The following is a 25,946-nucleotide window of genomic DNA, read 5'->3' as shown; positions in this document are numbered from 1 at the left end:
GCGAGATGTCGCGCGGCGACAAGACCAGCAAGTCCAGCACCGACGACTACGACGGAGTCTGTGCTCATATTTGTGACTCGTGGATGGATACATAAAGAGAGTGTCGAGACTGGCTTTCCTCAGGGGGGTAAGCCGGTAAGCGTCTCTAATGCTGCGTGTTTTATGATATCGCTCCCTGGGGAAAAGATCGATTTTCAAACATTGAATCTGGGTACATCAGATGGTCCAAAATATGCGATATAATACGATATTGATTTGTTAATTAGAATAATGTAGTCTGCTATGAACACCTGTGAGTCATTTCGCAGATTATATAACACTGCGAGTGACGACCGACGTGACATCCTCGCCCGCCGTAAACGGCGTGGCTTCCCGCACTGCGGGAACCCCAACCCGAACCCGAACCCGTTGTCAGGTGAGGTGAGGTTTCAGGGCACTGCACTGCACTGCAGCGCTCAGAGTCTCGGACGGCAGGTTCCCTGCCTTGACCCTGAGCGCAGTGCCCTGTGGTTGTGGTGCTATCACCGGCACTCCCATCCACCAGCATGTCATTGCCGTCCGGTCCGGTTTCAGCGGTCGGCTCTCACCCCGGCGGTCGTCCGGCGGGGAGCCGAGCCGGACGAGCATAGTTCGCTAACGCAGGCACAGCCCACGTTACTAGTCAGTACGGCCTGAAACAGAAAAAATACCACGGTCAGGGGGTTCGTGTCAGCTCAGCTATCGCAGGCGGTTAGATAAGTCGCATGTCACATTCCTGCCCGCCGTGAACGGCGGGATTTCCTGCTTGGTGAAAGATGACCTGACAACAACAGGTCCAACCGATGTCGGTGGTCGATTGGAGCCAACGTATGATACAGACAGCGTCAAGTGGAAAATGAATACCGAGGCTCTTGGTCAAACATGTGATTCTACTGAACTCAATATCACGACATCCTCAATGTGGCGATATAATGAGTTCCTTCCATTTAGGAATCCAGTCACCGCCGGTGAAGCCGATGCGTGACTCGTCGCAGCATCATAAATTGCCGCACAAGTAGGTGTTGAAACACTCGCAATTAAAGATGAGAGCCGAAATCCAACTAGAACGATACTTGACCGCGGACTCTCATCGACTGTAACCGCTGCCCATGAGACGGAGGCTGAGTTGCTCGCGCTTATAACACCCGGAAATGCTGGACAGTTGGCGGCTGCATATGCCGGAATAGCTAGAATTCGGTCGTATGTCTTTGCTCCCTCGCGAACCCGTTTTCAAATAAAGCGACGGTGAATGTCCATCGAAGTGAGATGCGAGTTGCTAGTTGCTGGCGGACGATATCCAGATACGGAGAATGCACTTGCTGAGCAGGTTCAATCAGATTGGGATACGCTACAAGAGTTCGACAACCCATATCGACATGACGGCATCAAAGCGGTTGCATTTGAACTCGCAGAAGCGCATGGATGGGATATACCTGATGCCGTTGTTGTCCCGGCTGGGACTGGAGAAATTGTTGTGGGCATCCCAAAGGGATTTGGTGAACTTACCGATGCAGGTATACTCAGTGCAATGCCGAAATTGCACGCTGCACAGTCGTCTGGATGTGCACCAATTGCTAATGCTGCAGCCAAGGGCACTGAAGCAGTTGGGCCATGGGATAATCCAGATACGATCGTTGGTGAATTAGAAATCCCGAACCCAAACAGTGGAGCCACAGCGGTTGAAGCTATCGATGCGTGTAATGGAGAAGTTATTATTGTTGATGATGCAATTTTAGAAGTAGCAGTTGTCGCCGCTCAGCGCGCTGGGCTCGAGGTCGGAGCTGTTGGAGGCTGCTGTCGTTGCCGTCAATAAACTTGCTGCTCGCGATGTATTTGACCCATCGGATACCATTATTGCTGTCAACACTGAATCGGGGACAAGAACTGCCGATGTGTTGCGAAGTCATCCGACGGGTAAAGGTATATAAAATGTATATATCAGTATATCAATATTATTTAATTTATGTCAGTCACAACTATTGATTTTTGCCGTCACAGTTTTATTTTTGATCTGTCTAAATCACTTATGTTGAGTGATGCGATGGAAGATTACCTGAAGAGTATCTATCGGCTTCAGGCTCAGAGTGGCACACCAGTGTCGACATCAGCAGTTGCAACCACTCTTGAAAAAACACCAGCAACTGTGACGAGTATGTTTGAAACGCTCACAGATCGTGGGCTATTGGTTTATGAGAAATATAAGGGGGTAGAATTGACGACAGAAGGCGAAACTGTAGCATTAGCGGTTATCCGACGACATCGATTACTAGAATCATATCTTGCTGATCAACTTGGTTATGAGTGGAGTGAGGTACATGGAGAGGCAGATGCGTTAGAGCATCATATTAGTGAGATATTCGAACGCCGTGTCGCAGAGGCACTTGATGACCCACAGGTTGACCCACATGGTGATCCGATTCCGACCGCTGATCTGACACCGCTCAGTGATACGGCAAGTGGTCCATTATCTGCCTGCGAAGAGGGTGCGAATGTTGTCGTCGTTCGCGTCCGAGACCGTGATCCTGCAGAATTAGAGTATCTGGATCGCGCTGGCATCAGACCTGGAACCGAACTCACAGTTGTAGATGTGGCTCCATTTGGGATGATAACTGTCGCAATTGGCGGAGATAATGTGGGATCAGATGAAATAGACCGTGGAAACCCGTCAGTACAAGTCGTATCAGAGTCCAATGTGTCTACGGCTACTCACTCAGCAGGCACTGAAACATCGTCCACAGACCAACACACAGCATCGGATGGTGACGCTGATTCGTTGACATCAACTGTTGTTTCTCAGTCAGATTACAGAGCAAACAATACGACAGAATCATCGACACAGAGTCTCCCAGATGATGTCGCCGAGTCAGTTCGTATTCGTCCTCTTGACAGTACAGCGGAGACCACCACGATGCACCCACAGACAGAGACGCATGATCAAGGAGATAATATTGACGCTGATGAGGTGAGTGACGCATGAGCACGTATCTTGAGATTCTTGTCGTTGCCCTCATTGCACAGCTTGCTGTGCTTCCCGGTGAGAAGGTACAGTTCATCATCGCTGGGTTATCTACCAGATACGACCCGATTGTTGTTGTTGCCGCTGCTGGGTCGGCATTCGCGGGATGGACAGCGCTTGAGATCCTTTTTGGACGGGCATTGCAGGCGGTTCTTCCGCCGATTGCGCTGAATGCCGTCACCGCGTCATTATTCTTGATATTTGCGATATTGCTGTATCGATCAGCCCCATCAGGTGAAAGTAGTAAAGATACCCCGAACGCAGCGACAGCCGAGACAGACGGGGGACTTGCGGCACTTGAGATGGTTAGCCTGCCTGGACCGCTTGATCGTGTGAGTGGCTCATTCGGAGGGTTTTTTCCAATATTTATTTTGATGGTAACTGGTGAATTTGGGGATAAGACACAACTGGTGACAATTGGGTTAGCGGTTCAATACGGGGCGACATCTGCAATTTGGATTGGTGAGATGCTCGCGATCATTCCAATTAGTCTTGCGAACGCGTATTTGTTTCATTCATTCTCGGGACGTCTCAATATGCGAACAGCCTATCTTGGATCAGCACTGCTATTTGCCTTCTTTGGAATTGACTCTATGATGGCGATTCTGTTTGATTTCTCTGTTTGGGAGATAATAATCGGTGAGATAACAACAATTGTCACTGCAGCCATCTAGCGTTAATCGGCGTTCTGAGCATTTTATATATATATGACTCATACACTGGACACTACTGTATTATAATTAAGATTAATCGTATCCAATAAACTAAATCAGATATTGAGTATGTGGGTTCTTGTTCAGTCTTTGAATTGAGGTTATGTACTCATCCAATAGTTGATGTACTGATCTGTTATCTGAGGATTAGTTTTTCGCATTTCCACTCTAATAATATGATAATGGTTGCAGTTGGAATAACAGCGCTGGCTGGTGTTGTGTTTGGACTTGCGCTTGCGGCACCACCGGGACCCATGAATGCGATCATTGCCGAGGAAAGTGTTGTTCGTGGATGGACCGCAGGATTTCTTGCTGGATTGGGGGCAATGACAGCTGATATTATTTTTCTCGTGCTTGCAGCATTCGGTGTCATCAGTATCGTTGAGCGTGCACCGCTTCTACGTGCCGGAATGACTACTCTTGGCGGCGTCTTGATGCTATATTTCGCGTATGGGGCAGCCGCAGAGACCCATTCAATGTTCGGTGTTGATGATACGGATATAGCTGCTCATGTACAAGGAGATAGTGATGAACCCAAAAGCGAGAATGAACATAAGGATGAAGATGAAAACAAAAACAAAAACAAAGCAAAACATGGAACTAAAACTGGAGCTGCAAATACATCTGTTGGAACTGGATTCCGCAAGGCGTTCATTCTCGCACTCACGAATCCGTATCAAATCTTATTCTGGCTCACGATTGGGGTTGGACTTCTACAGTCAGGCACACTCGATATTCTTGCACAGACACCATACATTGGGTCATTGCTTACCGGCTTAGTTATTATCGAAACGGGATCTCCGGCACTTATTATCGGATTCTTTATTGGGATTACAGTGTGGATCACCGGATTCCCAGCCACGCTTATCAAGATAGGACAACGAATCAATACGTTGGTTCCTGTCGTTGCTGTTGGGAGTGCAATTGTCCTCGCAGGCTTTGGGGTCGTCTTTATTCTGAGAGGCGCGCGAAAGGCGTTCATTATATTATGATCTGTCACTCAAGCTAAGAGACCATGCTGAGCCCATTCAATTCGATTAATTACAATCATGTATCTCGTTCGTCAATTATTATCGACTCAGTTACGGAGGGTTCTATCATCAGTTTGTGTCTCCAACTTCGGTTGTATATGATCCACAATCCACACTTACTGCGTATTTTTCGGTAAGTAATCGGGAAAGTCTTTGAGGTGCCCCCTACAGGAATAAATATGTTCAAGAAGACGACGTGGATTAAACTTCCTCGAAATGTCCTCGTCGGTCATGATGTAATTAGTGACCTTGCCGCAGCAACTGAGGAGTTGTATCTTGATGGGCGCCCGCTTATTATCACAAGCCCGACTCCAAACCAACTCATTGGTGATCGTGTTCGCGCACAGTTTGCAGATCCACAGACAATATTAGTCGATCATGCGAGTTTTGACGCCGTTGAGGATGTTATTGAGACTGCTGAGGCTGCAGATGTCGGATATCTTATTGGACTTGGCGGGGGTAAGCCGATTGACATCGCCAAAATGGCTTCAGATAGACTTGGGTGTGCATTTGTCTCTGTACCGACAGCGGCAAGTCACGATGGAATTGTCTCTGGACGGTCATCAATTCCAGAGGGAGATACTCGCCATTCTGTCGCCGCAGATCCACCACTAGCAGTCATTGCTGATACCGCCGTTCTCGTCGAGGCACCATGGGAACTCACAACAGCTGGGTGTGCTGATATCATCTCAAATTATACCGCCGTTCAAGACTGGCAACTTGCACATCGACTTCAAGATGTTGAATATAGTGAGTATGCTGGTGCGTTGTCACAGATGACAGCAGAGATGCTCGTTGATAACTCGGATGCTATAAAACAAGGCTTTGAAGATCTGCATGGCTCGTTGCGAAGGCGCTTGTTTCCTCTGGCGTTGCTATGTCAATTGCCGGATCCTCACGGCCGGCATCCGGCGCTGAGCATCTTATTTCACATCAACTTGATCGGCTTGTCCCTGATGCAGCATTACATGGTCATCAAGTCGGAGTCGCATCCATCATTACAGCATATCTTCACACTGGTGAAGACGGTGAGTGGAAAGATATCCGCGATGCGCTCGCGGATGTCGGTGCACCAACAACAGCAGCAGAACTTGATATTGCTGCAGACGTATTTATTCAGGCAGTAACAAGCGCACACGCTATTCGAGACCGACATACGATCCTTGGAAACGGAATCAGTGAAGCAGCCGCTCACGAAGCAGCAATATTTACTGGGGTGTGTTAATTACGACATGGATGAAACACCACGCTTGATTATTTTTACTAACTGACATGATACACGAGATATCCTGTCGAGAACTGTTGAAATGGAAATCTATCATCACTGTAGTTAATAATTAATGACAATAGCGAATAGTGCCCACATTAGTTAACCGCGAATCCGAAGAGGGAATATCCCCCCAATGTAATAATTGATATGGCTACTGCGAGCGCTGATATATCACTGAAGCGCCACCCGCTTGCGGCCACTATTATCCTCTCAGTTGTTGGATATGCAGTCGTTATTGGTACATTTATTGGAATCGTCCCTGCACAGATTTATCCTGATCTCTCACTGCCAGAGGTGAATCTCATTTCTGATGCGATTGCAGTTGTGAATGCAGTGAATGTGCTCGTGATTCTCGCAGGCTGGCGGTGGATTCGTCGTAATGAGGTTAGAAAGCATGCAGCAGCGATGCTCACATCGTTTGGATTGATTCTTGTTTTTTTAGTCCTATATCTCACAAAAATCGGTGGTGGTGGTACGAAAGAATTTGTCGGACCGGCAATGGTATATTATCCGTACCTTGGAATGTTGGCGATTCATATCACACTCTCCATCATTTCTGTGCCCGTTGTGCTTTATGCAATTGTGCTTGGTATCACACATACACCACAAGAACTCCGTGAACAGACACCACATCGTCGTGTTGGGCGTATCGCCGCCAGTGCATGGGCGCTTTCGCTAACACTCGGTGTCGTTGCATATGTGCTTCTTAATCACGCATTCGGATGGGAATACATCGAATCAGGAGCTGCAATGTTAGTAAACGCTCTGTAGATGATGGAGAGCTATCGATGACGATCCGCTATTGGTGGTTTATTACTCTTCGATATCGTAATCGCCGCCGTATTTGAGAAAGAAAAATCCAAGTCCAAGAGTTGCAACCATTGCAAAAGTGGTAGCAACACCAAGTGTTTTTGCCGAATCTGGAACGGTTGGAACATTTGACGATACAGGTGTTGAGATACTCTCAACAACATCAATGCTTGCGCCCATCCCTGCGGTTTTGTGCGGTTGACAGAAGTATTCGTAGGTGCCAAGCGTTTCAAATGTATGTGTGTAACTGAATCCGGCGTTTTCGAGCGTGTCATGTCCTTCCCAGTTTTCTCCATCAGGCTGGCTCTCAACGACAATATTGTGATTATCAGAATCCCACACAAACTCAACGGTTGTCCCCGGGGTAATCTCTAATGCCTCATTCGTTCCTGGTTCAAACACGAATGAACCACCTGGACCGACGGTCACCGTTGTGCTGTTCCCACCCTCCTGAGCAGTTGCAGTCCCAATTGCCCCTCCAGCAGTCGCGCTACCAACCGCTGTTGTGAGCAGCGTCCGTCGGGATAGTTCCGTACTCTCTTCACTCATACTGCCCTCTTGGCAATCGGGTGTAGTGAATACTTTGATTCGTCTTGTTCAAACTCATCCGTTCATCATTTCGGAACCCTTTTTTCGATTGTCTCATACTTCTGGCTATGACAGAGACTGAGAGTGAACTTCGACAGCAGTTTCATGATGCATTCAGTGATGCTGAGTTTCCTGTCGACAGTCAAATGGACCTTGTCCCGGCGCTCCCGGATGGACCAAGAACGAAGTTCCATGCTGGTGAGGTAACGCTCACCGCAATTGAGATGGCAGCTAAACTTGGCACACATCAGGACTTTCCGTACACGAACGTCGATTCACTCGTTGATGATATTATTGAGGGACTCAAAACTGAAGAAATGATATAAATAACATGCGGTTCATATCTGAATATGTTCTTATCTCCTCCGATTTTCTATACACATACGATTTCTGACTGAGCTAGGAATCGGGAGTCACACGGTTAAATATCGCTGGTGACGAATAGTCATACATGCGAGTTCGATCAGCACTGAGTGCACTTGCTGCAGGTGTCGGAGGACTCTCTGGAATAAATGCTGTCCTCAATCGACGCGTTGATCAAATTGATCCAGCCTTGAGTGGTGATCACGACAGCATGACTTGGAATGAAATTGAAGTTTCATACACTGAAGCAGGTGACCCGACAGACCACACGCTTGTATTACTTCATGGGATCAATGCTGCGGGGTCAAGTGGTGAATTTCGAAAGATATTCACGGAACTTTCAGATTCATATCATGTTGTTGCCCCGGACCTCCCGGGATTTGGGACATCAGATCGTCCTTCACTCCGATACTCAGCCGCATTTTATGAAGAATTTATACAGGCGTTTCTCACTGAGGACCGTTTTGAGTCGGTATCAGTCATCGCGTCCTCACTTACAGGAGCATATCTCGCCAGTGTGGCTGATGATATGACGACTGATATCGAGAGCATGGTGTTTATTTGCCCGACTGAGCGCGGTGGTCCAAACCGTATCGTCGCACTTCGAGAGTTACTTCGAGCACCAGTTATTGGAACAGCGCTATTCAATCTGCTCACTTCGAAACCATCAATCCGTTATTTCAATGCTGATCATGGATACTACAATATTGAGAATATCTCCGAAACGTGGATGGAGTATGAATGGCAGACCGCTCATCAACCGAACGCTCGATACGCTCCAGCATCATTCATCAGCGGCTTTCTCAATAAGTCAGAAGAATTGGAGACAACCCTTTCAGACATTGATGTTCCAGTGACATTATTGTGGGGACGTGAAGCTGATATAACACCACTACAGCGAGGGCGCAAGCTTGCAAAGAATGCGGGCTGTCGGTTAGTTGTCGTTGATGATGCCAAGCTGCTACCACATGTCGAATTCCCGGATCAGTGCATTAAGACGATTCAGTCAGCCGTCAATCGAAGGTAAACTGAACTAGGGATCGATCATCCGTCTGTTCTTTATCATTAATATACGACAGAAATAAACAATGACACAGTATCAATCGGGCGGAATGACTCAACTGTGGTATTTTATACGCGTTATCCGGATGGAAATCGCTGATGTTACTACAGCGTGACTATACAATTGAATTCCATACGGGTTCAATGACAAAGAAAACGCTCTGATATGCTGCATAAAGAAACATAAACGCGGATGCGCCAACAGCCGCAATCGGGCGACCGAGCTGTTTACTCTTTGACCGGGCTTCGACAAGTCGAGATTCATACTCAAAGAAATCTGTGAAGAGAACCCCGAGTGCAAGCACCGACATTACCATTCCAGCGTGAGGATGTGGAATCATGTATAAGAATGACACAAGAACAAGTCCGAGTGTCGTTGCTGTATGTGGGAGCCATCGGTCAAGTCCTTCATCGTCATCACTTACTTTTGCTTGTTTGAGATGAAATCTGTGCTGGACAATTCGTGTCAAGAGATTAATAACAGCAAGCCCCAGTATAATATATGTAAGAACCGGGGCCACCGCTGCTAACGCATCAAGAGGGACGGCGAACTGGAGCAGATGCATATTGAGAGCGTATGTGGAGGGGGATTTAGAGTTTTTCTAATTGACACAGTCACGCCATCATTAAGCACTCATACATCAAATGCGACTTTCGTAGTCTCGTCATCTCTACTCGTCATGAAGTCAAAAGCTAGCAAAAGCACACGGTGAGAATTTGATTAAGATAAATCCAGGGTCAATCTGAGAGGATATATCCCAAATCAAACAGCGTTGATTGCCACGAGTATACAAATAATAATACTAGACTTTTTGTTCAAACGATGCTATTTCCATGTTTTTGAGAACATTACCTTCCATCTTCAATCACCTCACGTGTTTGTCTGATGACCGGGATAATCACCCAGAAAGCCAATGCACCGATAATTGTAAACCAAAAAAGTGTATCCATCAACAGCACGCCCATCGTATCAAACATTGTCGCTGAATCGCTAAGTGATACAGGTGCAACAAGTTGTTGGCTACTCTCAAAGCTCTCAGTTCGGTACCATCCTGCGAGTACCATCCAGCCGAGTCCACCCGCAGTGAATATTCCAAGCCCTTTGATGAACTCATCAGCCATTTGTATCCGAAAATTCGCTGGCGTCCTCTTGAGACTTTCCCATTCCCTGAGCGCGAAATCGAGTTCCAATTACATATACGCCTGCGCCCAATCCAATACTCGATAGCCCAATTACTGCAAAAAGACTACTGAGCAGGGACTCCGGGACAGATAAATTGAGCCCAGCAAGCACTAATCGGACGATGTCACCAACAAGACTGACGTTCAATGTTGCCGCGTCCAAGAATAAAAATCCAATAACAACGCTCACCACTGCAAGCAGTGTCGAAAACACTGTCACGGTCTTATATAGTCGCATTGGAACAACGATATCACGCCCTCCGGTGGCTGATTCTGTGGTAGTGTTATCGGAGTTATCAGGTTCTGTGCGTGCTGTCCCAGGGTCACTGTCTGTCATTGTATCCTCATCATTTTCATCAAAAAGACGCTTGATCCTGTCGCAGACAGCATAACTTCAGCATACCTATACTATCCAGAGTGGTTATCCTGCGAGGGATTCCGTGACTATCTGTGCAATTGTCAACGTGTCGCATTGAATTTATGTTGTGATATTGTTTCTTTTCCCACCGCGGGTCATCTATCATCACCTAATTGATTGGGTAGTGAGATAAATTATTTCGGCGGACGAAGGCGGTAGTAGCGTCGATTGAGGTCATATGAGTAGCCTTCGCGCATCGTCTTCAATACAGCCCATGTCACGAATCCAGCCACAACCGGAAGAAGGAACGTGAGGTCAAACAGTAGATGAACATTCATCGGAATAAGATTCTTTGCAGAATAAACGCTGATAGTGAATGCAAAAATAACGCCACCAACCCCAACAGCAGCCCAGAACGGCTGTTCAACAGGACGGCGAGCACTTCCCTTATTCAAGAAGGGAACAATTGCAACAACACCAACGACAACGACATTAGCTAATACGCCGTATGTTCGGTCGCTCATCAGCTTTTCCCCACCTAGAATTGCAAGATCAGGATTCAGTGGTCCGAGCTTAAGTAATCCAAATGACCAATAAAGGTACCAGTCAGGGAGAATAATTGCTGGGGTACTCGATGGATTTGCTGGAGATCCAATGTGAGGTGGGAGAGTCGCCGACAGGAATAGGATCATCCCAGTAAAGAAACTTGCTATGGCAAGGTTACGAATAATCTCATGGGGCCACGTTGGAAATGCGAGTACATCACGTTCGACATAGTCGGATTCCTGGCGTAGGTCTTGATCCTCGCGGCGAGCGCGTTCAAAGTATTCGTAAGTGAGTCGAGATAATCCTGTGCTACGCTTTTTTCGCTCACTCCATGTTGGTGTTTCATCATCCGGCGCAACAATGCCGGTTCCATCCGTTCGAATATCTTTCTGCGTTGCACTTGTATTTGTGTCTGTGTCTGTGTCTGTGCTTGTATTCGTGTCTGATGTGGTAGTGTTATCACTCATTATTTTAGTGTGGTTCCGCGATGCCTTGCACCCAGACAATACCAATATGAATAGCTATCAACGTGGTTACCACGAATGGGAGTAAGAATACGTGGATAATATACATCCGCTGGAGGGTCGCTTGACCTAGCGAAAATCCACCGAATAGTAACTGTGCGATCCACTCGCCCGCTAATGGGATTGACAATGACATTTCAACGCCAATTTGTCCTGCCCAGTATGCAAGTTGATCCCACGGAAGTAGATACCCAGTGTATCCAAACACCATTGTGAGACTGATTAGCACAATTCCAATGAGCCAATTTAGTTCACGGGGCTCTTTGTATGCACCAGTGAAATATACCCGCAGCATGTGGAGAAATACAGCCGCAACCATAACCTGCGCAGACCAGCGATGTATCGATCGGAGCATGAACCCGAACTGAAGATCCTGCATGATTATTGCGACACTCTGATACGCAACAGTTCCGGCTGCCTCACCACCAGCAGCCGCAGATGGGCTATAGTAGAACCCCAATAATGCACCCGAGATGGCAGCAACAACATATGCAAGTGTTGAAAAGAATCCTAACGTATACAGTGGGTACCAATACCAGAATTTGTTATCAAGATTATACTGCTCAGTATGGCTCTTTGGCATCTGGAGATTAACCCGGTAATAGAGTGTCTCCATCAGCTCAAGATAATCGACGATGCGAAGTCGTTTGTCAAGCCAGATGAGACTCATCAGAAAGACTGACTCAATTGGAGTCAGATCCTTCTTTTTCATCCAGCTTTTGTGGTCGTATTCGTCTTTTTTTTCTAAACTCATTGGTTATCGCTTATAATATGGGTAAATAGCGCGTTTGACTTGGTCCCACGCACCGTCGGCGAAGGCTGTTCCATCGACATCGTCTTCACGAATATAGAGGTCTTCCCATTTTCGACGTCGCTTTTTTACAATGACAACGTCCGGAAGGAATTCTTTTCGATATAATGCAAGGATGAATGCAAGATCAATAAATATGACAGCAAGAACCGTACCAAGGAACATATTTCCGGTATCTGTTAATCCCCATCCAGAGACGAGACCATATGTAAATAAGAATACGAAAATAACTTCAACAACAGTTAACAGAACAATTGCGATTGCTGATGCGGTACTCTCACGCGCTGGCTCATATCGGTGGATATCACCGTATGTACTCCCACTTGATGACATTGTTAATTCCTCCCAGTGCCCGTATGTGCGGACTCACCATACTTCAATACATAGAATGTAAAGATGACTGTTACGACAATTCCTAAGATCGTTGCTGCACCGACCCAGTGTGCTTGGATTGGAACACCAAGTGAGTGAAGCTCTTTTTCGCCACCGCCACCGCCACCGCCACCACCGCCAGCATTTGGATTTTCGACGACTTCGATACTGGCAACCATTCCCGTCGTCTGGTGAGGTTGACAAAAGTACTCATATTCGCCAAGAGTCTCGAATGTATGGCTGTAGGTAAATCCGGCATTTTCGAGAGTCTCATGCCCTTCCCAGTTTGCACCGTCAGGTTGGCTCTCAGGGATAATATTATGATTATTAGAGTCCCAGACAAACTCAACAGTCGTACCGGGTGCAATCTTCAATGCACTATTCGTCCCCGGTTCATAGACGAATGAACCGCCTGGACCAACGGTTACTGTCTTTGTTGGACCACCTTCTGCGGCGCTTTCATCTGTATTCTCAGTTCCTCAGTTCCCGTTCCCGTTCCCGTTCCCATATCTGTTCCAGTCCCTGACGTACTAGCAGTGCCTGTGCCTGTGCCTGTGCCGCTCGGTGTCTCGGTCGTTGTGCCCGTTTCTTGGGCTGACCCAACTCCAGCAGTTGCGGAGGCTGTCGCAGCAGCAGGGACACTCGCTGCTCGCATAAAATCCCGCCTCTTCATACATTCCGGGGGTCGGGGAGGGGTCCGCTTAAAACCACCGAATCGACGGTTTCCAGCGGTTATTCATTATAGTTCACGCACTCATGTTGAGTCCGTGCGTTCATCGCCATTACTTGAGTTTATCCCAATAGTGGCGTCAGTAGCGTCGGTCGTATCGGAACTCGTTGATGCATCTGTATCCTCATTACCCATCTCCATATTAGATTCAGCATAATTCGCATCTACTGCTGTAGTCTCATCTGATGGCATTTCAGGCTCAGGTGTTGTCTCAAGTGCTTGCAGCCGATTGCGATATTCCTCCACGCGGAATCGATCCGAAAGTCGGGCATTCGCGACAACGATAAACAAAAAAAAGCCAATCAGCACAAAGATAACCGCTGTGACTGGTGCTGCAATTGTTTCTAATGTCGAAACAAAAATCCACGCGCCAAGCAACCCGATGCCAACAAGCATCTGTGCAGCTGCAACAATCTGTAACATTAAATTACCGAACTCACCGCTTCCCTTGACTACCTCTCGAGGTTCCGGTAATGATGCATCTGCTGGTGGATTCATTGTTTCATAACTATCCATTGAACAGAGGGCGACTGTCGGTTCAACGTCACGACGAATTGTTCCGTCTCCCTCGACAGACCCATCAGCGTACACCGTTGCGTATCCCTGATCAGAATATGCAACAACACGATCTTGTCCACCCTCGTCAGTCCGCTCAATGATTCCAAATATTTCTCGGATCGCAACACGAGCTTTAAGTTCGGTCTCAACCCTATCTAGTAGTTCCTCACCAACAATCCATGTGCCTGGGTCAAATGCTGCTTCCCATTCGTCAAGTGACATTTCAGCCATATCTTCCGGACCAAAATTCTCAAAATCATATGTCTCCTCAACCTGTGCACGGAGTTCTGCAAGCGCTTCGTCATCGTCATCACCGTCACCATCGTCGCTATCGCTATTGTTTTTAGTCGTTTTTTGATTAGCAACGTCTGTCCGATCAGGATGGCTATTATCAGCATCAGCACCAGTGTCCTCGTCCCCTGTAGTTACCGTATCAACGCTCGAATCAGCCGATATATCGGTATCATCACCGGTTACTGTTTCATCGTTCGAGGACTCCGTCATTATTTCGTTGTAGAATAGCCCCCGTGGTTAGCGTGACGATTCACATACAATCTACGATGTGATATTACGAACAAATTCTCAATGTATCATCAGTCGTCGATAGCATATACCATGGATACGAGCAAAGTCGGTTATTTTAGGCACTCTGCGCTCATTGAATAGTGCATACAATGCTATCAGAGTCGACCATCGCACTCATTGCTGCATCGATGGTCACTGCAAGTCTTCCCTTTTATTTGTATGGGGCATGGATTATGATCGATGCTGAGACCGTTACCTGGAGTGTTCTCACATATCATCTGAAATTTATTATTCCAGGTCTTACACTCAACACAATCCCTGTTGTGACGTGGATGATTCCACGTTTGCTGCAACAGCTCGGGGGTGCTGTGGCACTTCATGCAGTGTTGGGACTGCAAGCATATGCATTATTAGCCTTTGCACTTACCGGGATTGTCCGTATTCTCCAAGTCAAACGAGAGGTTGGATTCTACGACGACCCTGATCAAGAAGTTGGGCTGAATGAACTCCATCCAAATATGAGTGCCTGGCGTGGACGCCTCCGAGTTGGAGTATTCGGCTACGTCGGATTATGGTTTATCGCATGGTCGCTTGGTGTTTATCTCTATTTGACAAAATATGTACTCTGAAGATTTCAGCGAGAGTTCCACGGGTCACCCGACCCGTGGTCGTTTACTCCTAAGTGATGTGGTTAATTATGATATCGTGAGTCTACTGGATTGCGTTTTTTCTAAATGAGATATCTAAGCTCACTCCCATGGTGTATTTGAGGCGAGATCAATATCGTGATCGCGTTTTGATGATGGGCAGATATCTTCAAGAGTGCAATCTGTACAGGTAGGGTTCTGCGCTGTACAGGTTTCTCGTCCATGGCTAATAAATAGATGTGTAAATTGCTGCCATTCAGACTCCGGAACGTATTCCATGAGGTCGGTTTCAATCTGTTTAGGCGTTTGTTCCTCAGTGAGTCCGAGTCGACGAGTGATCCGCTGGACGTGTGTGTCAACAACAATCCCTTCGACAACATCATGCCCATGCTGTAAGACTACATTTGCTGTCTTCCGTCCGACACCTGATAACTCGGTAAGTTCGTCCATGGTATCAGGAACATCACCATCATGCTCGGCGGCAAGCGTCTCACCAAGCGACTTGAGATAACCTGCTTTGTTATTATGAAATGTAATGCCATAGATATCCTCAGCAAGCTCATCAGTGTCAGCAGCAGCATAGTCAGCGGCTGTTTCGTATTTTTCAAAAAGATCAGAGGTAATACTATTAACGCGCTCGTCAGTACATTGCGCTGAAAGAACAACGGCAACAAGAAGTTCCAATCGATTTGAAAACTGAAGTGAGATGGTTGAATCAGGATATCTCTCTTCAAGTCGGTGAAGGACAATATCTGTCTGTTTCGTGCGATCAGTACGCGGAGTTCCCATTGATAATCCGGTTATTATGCAAAGGCGCGTGCAGTGTCGCCATCAGCATTTGATTCAGACTGGATTTTCTCCCACGCCTGAATGAAGTCACCCATTGCAATCTCTGTTCGATCCTCGCGGATTGCAAACATTCCGGCTTCCGTGCAGATTGCCTTGATGTCCGCTCCAGAAGCATTATCAGCCATTTCTGCTAATTGTTCGAACTCAACATCTTCGGCAACGCTCATATCGCGGGTGTGGATCTGGAAAATAAGTTTCCGACCCTCGGTACCAGGCTTTGGAACTTCAATAAGTCGATCAAATCGACCTGGACGGAGAATCGCCTCATCAAGCATATCAAATCGATTCGTCGCCGCAATAATACGAACATCACCTCGTTCGTCAAATCCGTCCATTTCCGAGAGTAACTGCATCATTGTCCGCTGAACTTCGGCGTCTCCGGAGGTTTTTGAGTCCGTTCGCTTTGATGCAATAGCGTCAATTTCATCGATAAAGATGACTGCTGGCTCACTTTCACGAGCCACTTCAAAGAGGTCACGGACGAGTTTCGCCCCTTCACCAATGAATTTATGAACTAACTCCGAACCAGCCATCTTGATGAAACTAGCATCTGTCTGGTTCGCAACAGCCTTTGCGAGCATTGTCTTTCCGGTTCCTGGTGGTCCGTGCAAGAGGACTCCGGATGGTGGCTGAATGCCAACCGTCTCAAACATTTCTGGTGATTTGAGCGGCATCTCGACAGTTTCACGAACTTCTTGCATTTGCGTTTCTAGTCCACCAATGTCATCATATCTGACAGATGGGCTATGTTGAACCTGCATTACACGTGCACGAACATCGGTTTCGTCATCAAGCCGTTTCACAACCGAAAGGGAGTTGTTCACCGCAACACGGGTATCCGGTTCTAATTCCGTTCGCATCTCATCGGTAACTTCGGTAAGAGCCTCTTGATTATTGCCGTGTTGTTTGATTACAACACCATTGCTGGTGATCTCTTGCACTGTTGCAACAAACAATGGTGATTGCTTGAGTTTCTTATTTTCGTGGGTCAACCGTTCCAGCTTCTGTTGATATTTATTATTCTCTGCATTTGCGTCCAGCAGTTTATCCCGCATCTCCTCATTTTGCGACTCGAGGATGTCGAGGCGCTCACGGAGCGCCTGGATCTTTTCCTGCTGCGACGCCGTCTCCTCATCATATGGGAGGTCGACGTCGTTCACAGTGTCACTCATTGTATTATATACGGTGGGACCTCATAAGAGGCTTCGGGTCGATGCTGATGCACCTGTTATCTATACCCCGGTTTTCAGACGTCTCAACCCTATTACCGATGGTCAATGAATATATGCCATCGCCTGCATATGGTTGCAGAGCACGTGCATTGAGTTGACCGATAATGAATACTGACGAGGGATATCCGTGGGTAGTGATTGATTCGGATAGGTCCAATTTGGTGTATGGCTCTGATCACTCGTTGTGAACGGACGTGGGAGTTTGATGCGAAATCAAAATATTGCATTTAGTATTCATACTGGAGAAGATGCGCTCAGGTAGAGTCTAAAGTCAACTACCCCACCCCACTTCGCTCACCCGTGAACGGGTTCGCTCGGTGAGGCTGGGGTGGGGCTTGTCAGTGGTCTCTCCCCCTGCCTCTAACCTGAGACAGGTGAGAGCTGTATGCTCTAGCTCGGTGTCTTTGACCTCGAGTCTGACTTCAGAGCATATTGACTGATGCTCCTCCTACGAGACGGCTGATGGCCCCGTAAGAGATACACTTCTGCGATATTCTTCGCTGCGTTGTAATCGGCATGATTCTGGTTCCCGCATCGTTGGCACTCAAACTCATCATGGTGACGATTAGCGTCTCGAACACTTCCACAGTTGTTACACCGCTTCGAAGTATTCTTCGGGTTTACAGTATTCACGAACACGTCTCTCTCTTCGGTCTTGTATTCGACACACTGCTTGAGTTTGCGAAACGCCCATTTTGAGTGCCAGTCAGCGTACTGGAGTCGGTCTCGAATCCCGTCGAGGTCTTCGAACACAATGCCGTCGCATTCATATGCAACGGCTTCTTCGACAATCCCGCTTGCCACCGAGTGTAACACGTGCTTCACGTACTCATCTTCTCGACCACCGACCTGTACCTGGTGGAGTGTTCGATGAGCTGATTGCGTTCCACGTTCTTGGAGGTCGCCACGAGTGTTCTCAAACTCTCTTCGAGCGTGGTTGAGTTGAGCTTGCCTGCACTGACAAAGCGTGCCGTGCTGGTGACAGCAATCTGGTTGACGCCGAGGTCAACACACAGAACCGTTCCGTTCTGCGTCGTTGCCTCTTCGTCGGACTTCTCCTTGCGATACCCAAGATGCAAGTACCACTCGCCGTCTCGGTAGTGCAGTGTGCTTTCCGTGTATTCCCACTCTTTGTCGTTCAAGTACTGGTATTGGTATCCGTCTTCATCACTTGGCAGTGCGAGGTCTGCTCGCACCCTTGAGTGGTCGCCAAGCACGGTGAGCGACACCTGCTCTTTGTTTGGGAACACGCTCAGTGTGCGCCTGTCGTATGTGATGGACTTCGAGGTGAAGTTTGGTTGTGTTGCTTTCTTGCCCTTCTGTCGCTTCTTGATACAGGATTGGATGCTGCCTGCAACTTCGTGGCAAGCGAGAATCGAGTGCTGACTCCCCAATTTTGTTCCTGCTTCTACCCCGTCCCGTCTTTGGCTATGTTTCTGACACCAGACTGAGTATGCTCATTCTCCCACGCAAGGTTGGATGCAATGTTGCACCCGTCGAGCCACTCTTCGACAGTCGCTTGGAGTAGCTCATGATCTTGCGTGGAAAGCCCGTCGAGCCGTGTGATAACAGTCCGACGGTAGTACTCGTCACCTGGTGCCATCGTAATTTCATAATACTATTGTTGCTCGTTAAATTGTGGTTTTTATTGAGTTGTCGGTTTCCTCCCCTCCCTACTCACTCGCTTCGCTCGTTCCTTGGGGAAGGGGACTCCACCTCAAATATGTTGAAGCTGATATTTGACTCAGCTTGTCGTTGCATTATTAAAGAAATGCCATGGTGAGATCGATTAGTTTGACATATTGAGCGTGGACAATTAGGGAGTCGATGACTCACTCGTTGAATGGCGTGATATGCGTCGCTCGACTAGGATTGACGAATAATATTGTCTCTGAAATAATTTTTGCTAGTAATATATTGATACAGTAAATATTATTACGCTACATCTTTAATCGAATATACGATGAGTACAACAGAGGCGCTCGCGGGTGAGGAGACATCAGGTGATCGCTGGGATCCCGTTCGTGAGATGCCCCCGAGTGCAAAGTTGGTTGCAAAGGTGCTTGATTATAACGAGCGGCTGACACAAAGTCAGCTAGCCGAAGAGACACTACTGCCACCGCGGACGGTTCGCTATGCATTATCGCGGCTTGAGGATGCAGATGTCGTTGAAGCACGGATCTCATTCACCGACGCCCGAAAGCGATTGTACACACTCGCAATCTAAAGAGTAACGCCATATAAGACGGCAGAACAACCACGTCGATCCTTCTTTTATGTTTGTGCATCAACTGTGAACAACAGCGATAGCTATTAATTGTAAAGTCGATAATAATGTGTATATTATGCAAGATTCATCATCGAATATATGGCGGACGGGTTTTCTCATGCTGGTTATTATTGTGTCAGCATTTGTTGCTGGTTCAGGCGGTGTCGCCGCCGAGCAGTACAATGATTTCTCCGAACCAGAGCTCACACCAACAATTCAGCAGCAGAATGTCGTTGCTGCAGGTGAAATGAAGACCTTCGATTTAACGATACAAAACCGACATACTGGCATCACTAGCATGGACCGCCAGATTGGCGATATTGCACAGGTTGTTCAAACACACCGGATTCAAGTCGGGTCTGCAACAGCGATCACAGCAAGTGTTGATGCCGGTGATGCACCGCTTGACATTCGAACAGCACAGCAAAGTCTCGGAACGATTGCTGCCGGTGACACTCGAGAAATGGGGTTAACAGTTGAAGTAGATCAGGATGCACAACCTGGGGTGTATCAAATACCAGTCGATATCAGTTATGGTTATATAAATAGTATTAATGTTGATAAAAATGATTATTTTATCAATCGGAATACACAGACAGTTAGAAAACACATCACTGTCCGTATTGAGAAGTCCGTTCGTCTTGATGTGCGTGATGTAACTGGGGCAGATTTATACAAAGATGCTGATGGGACAATGACCGTCAGCGTACAGAACACAGGGAGTGAGGTGGCTCAAAATGCTAAACTCTCCATTGTGCAATCAGAGTATTTTAGTGCAAAAAGTAACGCCATATCTGTTGGTCAATTGGAGCCCGATGAAACCACGACAGCAGAATTCCAAATTGGTGTAGAAAATATTGATGCTGCTGGGACATACAGCGTAGGATTCCAGTTAGCATACGAGAATGAAAATGGGAATCCCGAACAGTCGCTTATCCGAACCGGCAGTGTGGCGATCTCAAATGGACCACAATATGAACTTTCAACTGAGGCAACGGCGATGTATGTCGATTCAATCGGCTCTGTAGCTGTGACAGTAACAAATACCGGTGAACGAACAGCGCCAAACGCACGAGCCGAGTTAAGTCCAATCGAACCGTTCACTCTTGTGTCGACCAGTGCGAGTCTTGGGACACTTGCCCCCGGTGAGTCAGCAACTGCAGAATTCAAACTTGAGGTCTCAGATCGTGCGATTCCACAGGACTATCCATTGACGCTTACGGTCGTCCATGATGACTCGTATGGAAACGATGTGCGGAGTGATCCACTTTCAGTTGATGTGCCTGTTAGTCCCGAGAAATCTTTCACAGTCATGAACACCGCAGCAGTGACAGCAGGACAAACAGAAACGGTACAATTCACAATTAAAAATACTGGTGACGGACAGTTCCAGGATGCTGTTATTCGTCTTAATGCTAATTCACCATTTGAGACCGATGATGACACGGCATATGTCGGAACACTCGAATCTGGTGAAACAACAACCGTCATGTACACGATCAGTGCTGATGGGTCTGCCGCAGTCAAGACGTACTCGCTTGATGCTAGTATTAAATATGATAATACGTTCGGCGATACGGTTGTAAGTGATATCCAGTCTGCACCAATCACGATTGCTGCGGGTGATGGAGGGCTTCCAGTTCCGGGCGCAATCATTGCAGGCGTCGTTATCCCGATTGCGCTTGTTGCTGGCATAGTGTACCAAACTAAACCATTATCACGGTTCCGATAATCCCGATGAAAATAGGCTTTGGTGAACGGGTCCGCGATGGACTCGAAACGACAGGACGGTATGCCGCCAGAAATCAGCGACAAGTGTTTGCTATTGTTGCTGTTACTGCAATACTATCACTTGGCGTTGGACTCAGTGCCGTGCAGATGAGCATGGGGATGACCCTGTATATTAATGATGACTCTCAGACGGCAGATAACTGGGAGTCACTGAAAGATAGGTACAATACAGGAAACAATATCTTCGTGATTGTCAACTCAGATCAGCTATATGATCCTGAGACAATCAGGGCAATCGATAGACTTGATCGGCGATATGAATCAAATGTAGACTCGATTCAGAGCGTTACTTCGCTCGCAGATATTGTCAAACAAGGCGCTGAGGGTGAAATACCTGAAACAGAAGCGGGTGTTCGTGCTGCTATTGAGCGAGTTGAACAGCGCGGACCAACAGCCGATGACGTAGTCAGTCGAGTTATCCCGGAGTCAGGAACAACAGTTATTCTTGCGAGTTACGGTGACGTCGACCGATACGACCGTGGAGCGTTTTTACCGGAACGTGGTGCTGACGTCGTATACTCATCAGTCAAATCGGAGACAACATTTGCAGCGACCCCACCAGGTATGTCAACAACGATTACAGGGCAACCTGTCTTTGAGAATGCTGCGTTTGGATTGATGCTCCCAGAGATGATTGCGCTCTTTGCAGGTGCATTCACGCTTATATTCATTGTTGTATATCTCGTGATGCGTGAGACAATTGAAAAAGGATGGCATGTCATTCTTCCGCTTGGGACGGCGGTGACTGCGCTACTGTATATGATGGGGGCAATGGGCATATTAGGATATCAGTTTAACGCGATCATGCTCGGTGTGATGCCGATTGCACTTGGATTGGGGATTGATTACAGTCTCCAGATTCATTCGCGATATGTTGAGGAACGACGAGCAAATAATAGCCCACTTGACGCGGTTGGGACTGCGACACGGACGACTGGTCGAGCATTACTGATTGCAATGGGGACAACCGTAGTTGGGCTGGGGTCGCTTCTCGTCTCAGCAGTCCCACCAGTTCGGCAATTTGGTGTAACAAGTGCTGTGGCTGTATTTGCAGCAATGATTCTCGCGGTTACAATGCTTCCAGCATTACTTGTCCGATTTGATCGTAATGAACATGAACTGACCGAGACATCCACGACCAGTAACTCAAATAATGACTGGCTTCAAACAGCCCTGCATCAATTTACATCAACCATTACCGGTGGGCATCCACTCATTACGCTTGGAATTGCGGTATTACTCGTCTCTGGTGGTGTTTACGCATATCCACAAGTCGAACCAAAACAGGAGATGATGGACTTCTGGCCGCAAGACCTTGCTGAAAAAAATGATATGGAAGAACTCTCCGATACCGTTGAAAGTCCAAAGGTGGTGTATGTCATGATAGAGACAGACCGAGCATACACCCCAGAAACGTTCCGTGATGTTGCCACGTATCAACGACTGATGATTGCGGATGATCAGGTAAATTCGGTCCAATCGCCTGTGACAAGCGTGCAAATGGCAACAGACGGAACGATCCCGTCGACACAAGCAAAATTAACACAAACAATTGAAGATTTGCATACTACTGATGGGATAGCCACCGTTCGGGATCCAGATGAAACGCCGTCAACAATTGTACTCTCATTTTATATTGATGATATTGAGGGTGAAACTGTCCGATCACTTATCAGTACTTTTGAGAGTAATGCAGCATTATCATTAACAACCGCTGAAGATGTTAGGATTACAGGCAAACCGGTATTAAACCGAAACGTCATCGAAAATGTAACCGCTGGATTAACACCGATGACGCTCCTCTCATTTGGACTTGGACTATCATTCTTGACACTTGCATTTCTTTCAATTCGAATCGCTCTTGTGCTTGTGTTGAGCGTTGCTGCAAGCGCTGCTGTGCTCGTCACCGGTGCAATGTACGTTTTCGGGATTCCGTGGAATCCATTAACAATAACAATGTCATCGTTAACACTGGGTATCGGTGTTGATTATGGAATTCATCTCTTCGAGCGGTTTGAGTATGAAGTTGAAACGCAGGGTCAAACCCAACGTGGCGCCGCCGCAACTGCTGTTGCAAAGTTATCACGTCCAATTATTGGGTCGAGCTTTACAACGATATTTGGATTCGGTGTGTTGATGCTTTCACGGTTTCCGGTCCTTGCAAACTTTGGACGAACAACAGTCCTTGCGATTTCATTCGCCCTTCTGACAGCGTTTACAATCCTTCCTGCGGTGTTGACCGTGGCACCAATCCTTGGATCGCCGCCAAGCTCAACTCATCAAATTGATACAAATATGGGGCAGCATACAGATACTGACACATCGTCAACAGATGAACCAAGTATCAGCGATTAATTATCAATGATTGGGAAATAATACAGTGACGACAGTGAATAAGGGCTCTGCGTTGTATTAGTGCGTGTCAGGAGAAAACAGGTAAATGGTATCCATTCGCGAGCGGATGTATTATTAATAAAACCAGCTAATGTTGTGTTAGATGAGTAACGTAGTGCTTAATCGCCGCTGACTTTTGCCTCAATTTCGTCGACAATTTCTGGATTACGAAGCGTTGTTGTGTCGCCTAACTCCTCACCGTTTGCAATCTCTTCAAGTAGGCGTCGCATAATTTTGCCTGATCGTGTCTTCGGTAATTCTTCGGTGAATATAACCTGTTCTGGTCGGGCAATCGGACCGATTCCATCTTCAACACCCTCAACAATTGAATCTTTCAGTGCCTCATCCTCGGCATATCCATCTTCGGTGATAACGTATGCATAGACAGCTTCGCCTTTTATTTCATGATTCCCGCCAACGACTGCTGCTTCTGCAACGCCATTGACACCTACGATTGATGATTCAATCTCCATCGTCCCAAGTCGATGTCCTGATACATTGAGTACGTCATCAACTCGTCCCAGTACCGTTATATAGCCGTCATCATCGATTTTTGCACCATCTTCCGGGAAGTATACCCATTCATCTGTGTCTGGGTCAGAGTATTCCGCCCAGTACTCATCAATGAATCGTTCATCGTTCTGATACAGTGTTCGGAGCATACCTGGCCACGGTTTATTTATTGTCAGATATCCTGCACGACCTGCACTAACATCCTCGCCAGCGGTATCAACGATTGTTGCATCAATTCCTGGGAAGGGCGGACCGGCAGATCCTGGTTTCATCTCCCCGATACCTGGTAAAGTCGTAACCATCATACCGCCTGTTTCTGTCTGCCACCACGTATCGACAATCGGGCAGGATTCATCGCCGATATGAGTGTAATACCACTTCCATGCACGTGGATTAATTGGTTCACCAACAGTTGCAAGCAACCGAAGACTCGATAGATCATGTGAGTCTGGATACTCTGTACCCCACTTCATGAATGCCCGAATTGCCGTTGGGGCTGTATAAAATACATCAACAGCATATTTTTCGATAAGGTCCCAGAATCGGTCTCGCTCGGGGTAATCCGGGGTTCCCTCATACATGACCGTTGTTGTACCTAATGCAAGTGGACCATAGACAATATATGAGTGACCAGTAATCCAACCAAGGTCAGCCGAACACCAGTAGGTGTCACCGGGTTCAATATCTAGCACCGATTTCGATGTCCAAGCCGTATACGCAAGATAACCGCCGGTTGTGTGTTTGACACCTTTTGGCTCGCCAGTCGTGCCAGAAGTGTACATCAAAAACAGCATATCTTCAGCGCTACGCTCGACAGGTGCGACCCGGTCGCCACGATGTGCATCCATGAGTGAGTCCCAGTCGTGCTGTGTTTCACTCAGTTCATGACCAAATCCATCATTGCCAAGCCGATCGACAACGACGCTTGCAGCGACATCGTGTTCCACACCCTGAAGTCCTTCTTGCGCTTTCTGGAAATGATCCAGCGCATCACCGCGTCGATAATACCCATCAGCAGTAATAAGATATTCAGAGTCAGCAGAATTCATACGTGTTGCGAGGGCATCTGCAGAAAATCCTGCAAACACAACTGAGTGCGGAGCACCGATACGTGCACACGCAAGCATGGCAATAGGAAGTTCAGGAATCATGGGCATATACATCGTGACGACATCGTCTTCTTTCACTCCAAGTTCCTGCAATGTAGCGGCGAATTCATTCACCTCACGATACAGATCTTGATAGGTGTATGTGCGAGTATTGCCTTTTTCACCTTCCCACTTGATAGCAACTGTATTTTTATTTCCGTCTTCGACGTGACGGTCCACACAATTGTACGCAGCGTTTAATTCACCATCAGCAAACCACTCGTAGAAGGGCTCATTTGAGTCATCAAGAACGGTTGAATATTCTGTATCCCATGACAGAAGATCAGCTGCACGGGTCCAACAGTCAGGCCAGTTCTCAGCGAATTCATCATAGATAGCCTCATCTGTGATGTTTGCCTGCTCGACAAACGACGCCGGCGGCTCAAAACTTTCTTGTTCAGCAAGGCGTGCCTCGAGTTCAATTTCATCGTCTGTCATAATCTATTCTAACAATTTTATCCATCAGGTATAAATCTGAAGGAATTATTCTGATTATTTAATCTGTATTAATACATTACAATATGTAGATCAATGCTTCATCTAGTAATCATGCTCGTCAAAGTATAGATAATACTACAAAACTGTCTATTATTATATTGTATAACTAATGGTTATTTGATCGTGTA

Annotated in this window: 26 protein-coding genes and 3 pseudogenes; 13 read left to right on the top strand and 16 right to left on the bottom strand. The window is 47.1% G+C overall.

The genetic code is table 11. The features are described from left to right. The first annotated feature begins 787 nt into the window (after positions 1–787). The 7 genes and pseudogenes from J07HQW2_RS18825 to J07HQW2_RS13055 all read left to right on the top strand — a co-directional run bounded on the left by J07HQW2_RS18825 (position 788) and on the right by J07HQW2_RS13055 (position 6,819). Positions 788–1,003: a hypothetical protein gene (locus J07HQW2_RS18825; RefSeq protein WP_303704137.1), complete on the top strand. Its 216-nt coding sequence runs from the start codon at positions 788–790 to the stop codon at positions 1,001–1,003. A gap of 18 nt (positions 1,004–1,021) precedes the next feature. Continuing rightward, positions 1,022–1,831: pseudogene (locus J07HQW2_RS13080) on the top strand (pyridoxal-phosphate dependent enzyme). A gap of 213 nt (positions 1,832–2,044) precedes the next feature. Continuing rightward, positions 2,045–2,641: pseudogene (locus tag J07HQW2_RS18820) on the top strand (metal-dependent transcriptional regulator); the annotation flags it as partial. Positions 2,642–2,991: 350 nt separating this feature from the next. Further along, positions 2,992–3,708: a TMEM165/GDT1 family protein gene (locus tag J07HQW2_RS13070; protein WP_021056029.1), complete on the top strand. Its 717-nt coding sequence runs from the start codon at positions 2,992–2,994 to the stop codon at positions 3,706–3,708. A gap of 221 nt (positions 3,709–3,929) precedes the next feature. Beyond that, entirely contained in the window at positions 3,930–4,739 is an 810-nt protein-coding gene (locus tag J07HQW2_RS13065) for a LysE family translocator (protein ID WP_021056028.1), read from the top strand. 218 nt (positions 4,740–4,957) lie between these two features. Further along, positions 4,958–6,003: pseudogene (locus J07HQW2_RS13060) on the top strand (NAD(P)-dependent glycerol-1-phosphate dehydrogenase). Positions 6,004–6,195: 192 nt separating this feature from the next. Continuing rightward, the gene (locus J07HQW2_RS13055) at positions 6,196–6,819 is read left to right on the top strand and encodes a DUF420 domain-containing protein (protein WP_021056026.1); all 624 of its coding nucleotides are present in this window, start codon (positions 6,196–6,198) and stop codon (positions 6,817–6,819) included. A 42-nt stretch (positions 6,820–6,861) separates the two neighbouring features. Here J07HQW2_RS13055 and J07HQW2_RS13050 read toward each other — a convergent pair whose 3' ends face one another. Further along, complete coding sequence (locus J07HQW2_RS13050) at positions 6,862–7,407, bottom strand: plastocyanin/azurin family copper-binding protein (RefSeq protein WP_021056025.1); 546 nt, start codon at positions 7,405–7,407, stop codon at positions 6,862–6,864. 107 nt (positions 7,408–7,514) lie between these two features. Here J07HQW2_RS13050 and J07HQW2_RS13045 point away from each other — a divergent pair, with 107 nt between their 5' ends. Continuing rightward, positions 7,515–7,772, top strand: a complete 258-nt coding sequence (locus tag J07HQW2_RS13045) for an MTH865 family protein (protein ID WP_021056024.1) — start codon at positions 7,515–7,517, stop codon at positions 7,770–7,772. 125 nt (positions 7,773–7,897) lie between these two features. Continuing rightward, entirely contained in the window at positions 7,898–8,836 is a 939-nt protein-coding gene (locus tag J07HQW2_RS13040; RefSeq protein WP_021056023.1) for an alpha/beta fold hydrolase, read from the top strand. 151 nt (positions 8,837–8,987) lie between these two features. Here the strand turns inward: J07HQW2_RS13040 and J07HQW2_RS13035 are convergent, their stop codons facing one another. The 9 genes from J07HQW2_RS13035 to J07HQW2_RS12995 all read right to left on the bottom strand — a co-directional run bounded on the left by J07HQW2_RS13035 (position 8,988) and on the right by J07HQW2_RS12995 (position 14,456). Further along, positions 8,988–9,437, bottom strand: coding sequence for a DUF7313 family protein (locus J07HQW2_RS13035; protein WP_021056021.1), 450 nt, complete (start codon positions 9,435–9,437; stop codon positions 8,988–8,990). A 283-nt stretch (positions 9,438–9,720) separates the two neighbouring features. Next, on the bottom strand, positions 9,721–9,993 hold the full coding sequence (locus J07HQW2_RS13030; RefSeq protein WP_021056020.1) for a DUF7314 family protein: 273 nt from the start codon (positions 9,991–9,993) through the stop codon (positions 9,721–9,723). Then, complete coding sequence (locus J07HQW2_RS13025) at positions 9,986–10,390, bottom strand: DUF7315 family membrane protein (RefSeq protein WP_021056019.1); 405 nt, start codon at positions 10,388–10,390, stop codon at positions 9,986–9,988. Before J07HQW2_RS13025 ends, J07HQW2_RS13030 begins: the two co-directional genes overlap by 8 nt. A gap of 215 nt (positions 10,391–10,605) precedes the next feature. Next, on the bottom strand, positions 10,606–11,424 hold the full coding sequence (locus J07HQW2_RS13020; RefSeq protein ID WP_021056018.1) for a cytochrome b family protein: 819 nt from the start codon (positions 11,422–11,424) through the stop codon (positions 10,606–10,608). 4 nt (positions 11,425–11,428) lie between these two features. Beyond that, on the bottom strand, positions 11,429–12,235 hold the full coding sequence (locus J07HQW2_RS13015) for a cytochrome b (RefSeq protein ID WP_021056017.1): 807 nt from the start codon (positions 12,233–12,235) through the stop codon (positions 11,429–11,431). A 3-nt stretch (positions 12,236–12,238) separates the two neighbouring features. Further along, positions 12,239–12,625 (bottom strand): DUF7318 family protein, encoded by a 387-nt coding sequence (locus J07HQW2_RS13010; protein ID WP_021056016.1) that lies wholly within the window; start codon positions 12,623–12,625, stop codon positions 12,239–12,241. A 2-nt stretch (positions 12,626–12,627) separates the two neighbouring features. Further along, entirely contained in the window at positions 12,628–13,038 is a 411-nt protein-coding gene (locus J07HQW2_RS13005) for a plastocyanin/azurin family copper-binding protein (RefSeq protein ID WP_021056015.1), read from the bottom strand. A 50-nt stretch (positions 13,039–13,088) separates the two neighbouring features. Further along, complete coding sequence (locus J07HQW2_RS13000; protein ID WP_021056014.1) at positions 13,089–13,337, bottom strand: hypothetical protein; 249 nt, start codon at positions 13,335–13,337, stop codon at positions 13,089–13,091. 81 nt (positions 13,338–13,418) lie between these two features. After that, complete coding sequence (locus J07HQW2_RS12995; RefSeq protein WP_021056013.1) at positions 13,419–14,456, bottom strand: DUF7319 domain-containing protein; 1,038 nt, start codon at positions 14,454–14,456, stop codon at positions 13,419–13,421. 170 nt (positions 14,457–14,626) lie between these two features. Here J07HQW2_RS12995 and J07HQW2_RS12990 point away from each other — a divergent pair, with 170 nt between their 5' ends. Beyond that, the gene (locus J07HQW2_RS12990) at positions 14,627–15,106 is read left to right on the top strand and encodes a DUF7321 family protein (RefSeq protein WP_021056012.1); all 480 of its coding nucleotides are present in this window, start codon (positions 14,627–14,629) and stop codon (positions 15,104–15,106) included. Positions 15,107–15,226: 120 nt separating this feature from the next. On the opposite strand, the gene nth is transcribed toward J07HQW2_RS12990, so the two are convergent. From nth to J07HQW2_RS18805, 5 genes are all read right to left on the bottom strand, one after another. Continuing rightward, positions 15,227–15,913: an endonuclease III gene (gene nth, locus J07HQW2_RS12985; protein WP_021056011.1), complete on the bottom strand. Its 687-nt coding sequence runs from the start codon at positions 15,911–15,913 to the stop codon at positions 15,227–15,229. A gap of 14 nt (positions 15,914–15,927) precedes the next feature. Continuing rightward, positions 15,928–17,145, bottom strand: a complete 1,218-nt coding sequence (locus J07HQW2_RS12980) for a proteasome-activating nucleotidase Pan1 (protein ID WP_021056010.1) — start codon at positions 17,143–17,145, stop codon at positions 15,928–15,930. A 450-nt stretch (positions 17,146–17,595) separates the two neighbouring features. Then, positions 17,596–18,030: a transposase gene (locus tag J07HQW2_RS18815; RefSeq protein ID WP_303704136.1), complete on the bottom strand. Its 435-nt coding sequence runs from the start codon at positions 18,028–18,030 to the stop codon at positions 17,596–17,598. After that, entirely contained in the window at positions 18,027–18,599 is a 573-nt protein-coding gene (locus tag J07HQW2_RS18810; RefSeq protein WP_303704135.1) for a hypothetical protein, read from the bottom strand. The genes J07HQW2_RS18815 and J07HQW2_RS18810 overlap by 4 nt, the downstream gene beginning before the upstream one ends. A 14-nt stretch (positions 18,600–18,613) precedes the next feature. Continuing rightward, the gene (locus J07HQW2_RS18805; RefSeq protein ID WP_021056007.1) at positions 18,614–18,808 is read right to left on the bottom strand and encodes a hypothetical protein; all 195 of its coding nucleotides are present in this window, start codon (positions 18,806–18,808) and stop codon (positions 18,614–18,616) included. 360 nt (positions 18,809–19,168) lie between these two features. Here J07HQW2_RS18805 and J07HQW2_RS12970 point away from each other — a divergent pair, with 360 nt between their 5' ends. The 3 genes from J07HQW2_RS12970 (at position 19,169) to J07HQW2_RS12960 (ending at position 23,620) form a co-directional block, all read left to right on the top strand. Further along, positions 19,169–19,432, top strand: coding sequence for a winged helix-turn-helix domain-containing protein (locus J07HQW2_RS12970; RefSeq protein ID WP_021050342.1), 264 nt, complete (start codon positions 19,169–19,171; stop codon positions 19,430–19,432). Between the two features lie 118 nt (positions 19,433–19,550). Beyond that, the gene (locus J07HQW2_RS12965) at positions 19,551–21,206 is read left to right on the top strand and encodes a COG1361 S-layer family protein (RefSeq protein WP_021056006.1); all 1,656 of its coding nucleotides are present in this window, start codon (positions 19,551–19,553) and stop codon (positions 21,204–21,206) included. A 5-nt stretch (positions 21,207–21,211) separates the two neighbouring features. Beyond that, the gene (locus J07HQW2_RS12960; protein WP_021056005.1) at positions 21,212–23,620 is read left to right on the top strand and encodes an efflux RND transporter permease subunit; all 2,409 of its coding nucleotides are present in this window, start codon (positions 21,212–21,214) and stop codon (positions 23,618–23,620) included. 158 nt (positions 23,621–23,778) lie between these two features. Here J07HQW2_RS12960 and acs read toward each other — a convergent pair whose 3' ends face one another. Beyond that, positions 23,779–25,758: an acetate--CoA ligase gene (gene acs, locus J07HQW2_RS12955; RefSeq protein WP_021056004.1), complete on the bottom strand. Its 1,980-nt coding sequence runs from the start codon at positions 25,756–25,758 to the stop codon at positions 23,779–23,781. Positions 25,759–25,946: the final 188 nt, after the last annotated feature.

Source organism: Haloquadratum walsbyi J07HQW2 (assembly GCF_000415985.1).
Classification (GTDB): domain Archaea; phylum Halobacteriota; class Halobacteria; order Halobacteriales; family Haloferacaceae; genus Haloquadratum; species Haloquadratum walsbyi_B.
The sequence above is the reverse complement of the archived record's forward strand: the minus strand, read 5'-3'. Positions and strand labels throughout refer to the sequence as shown.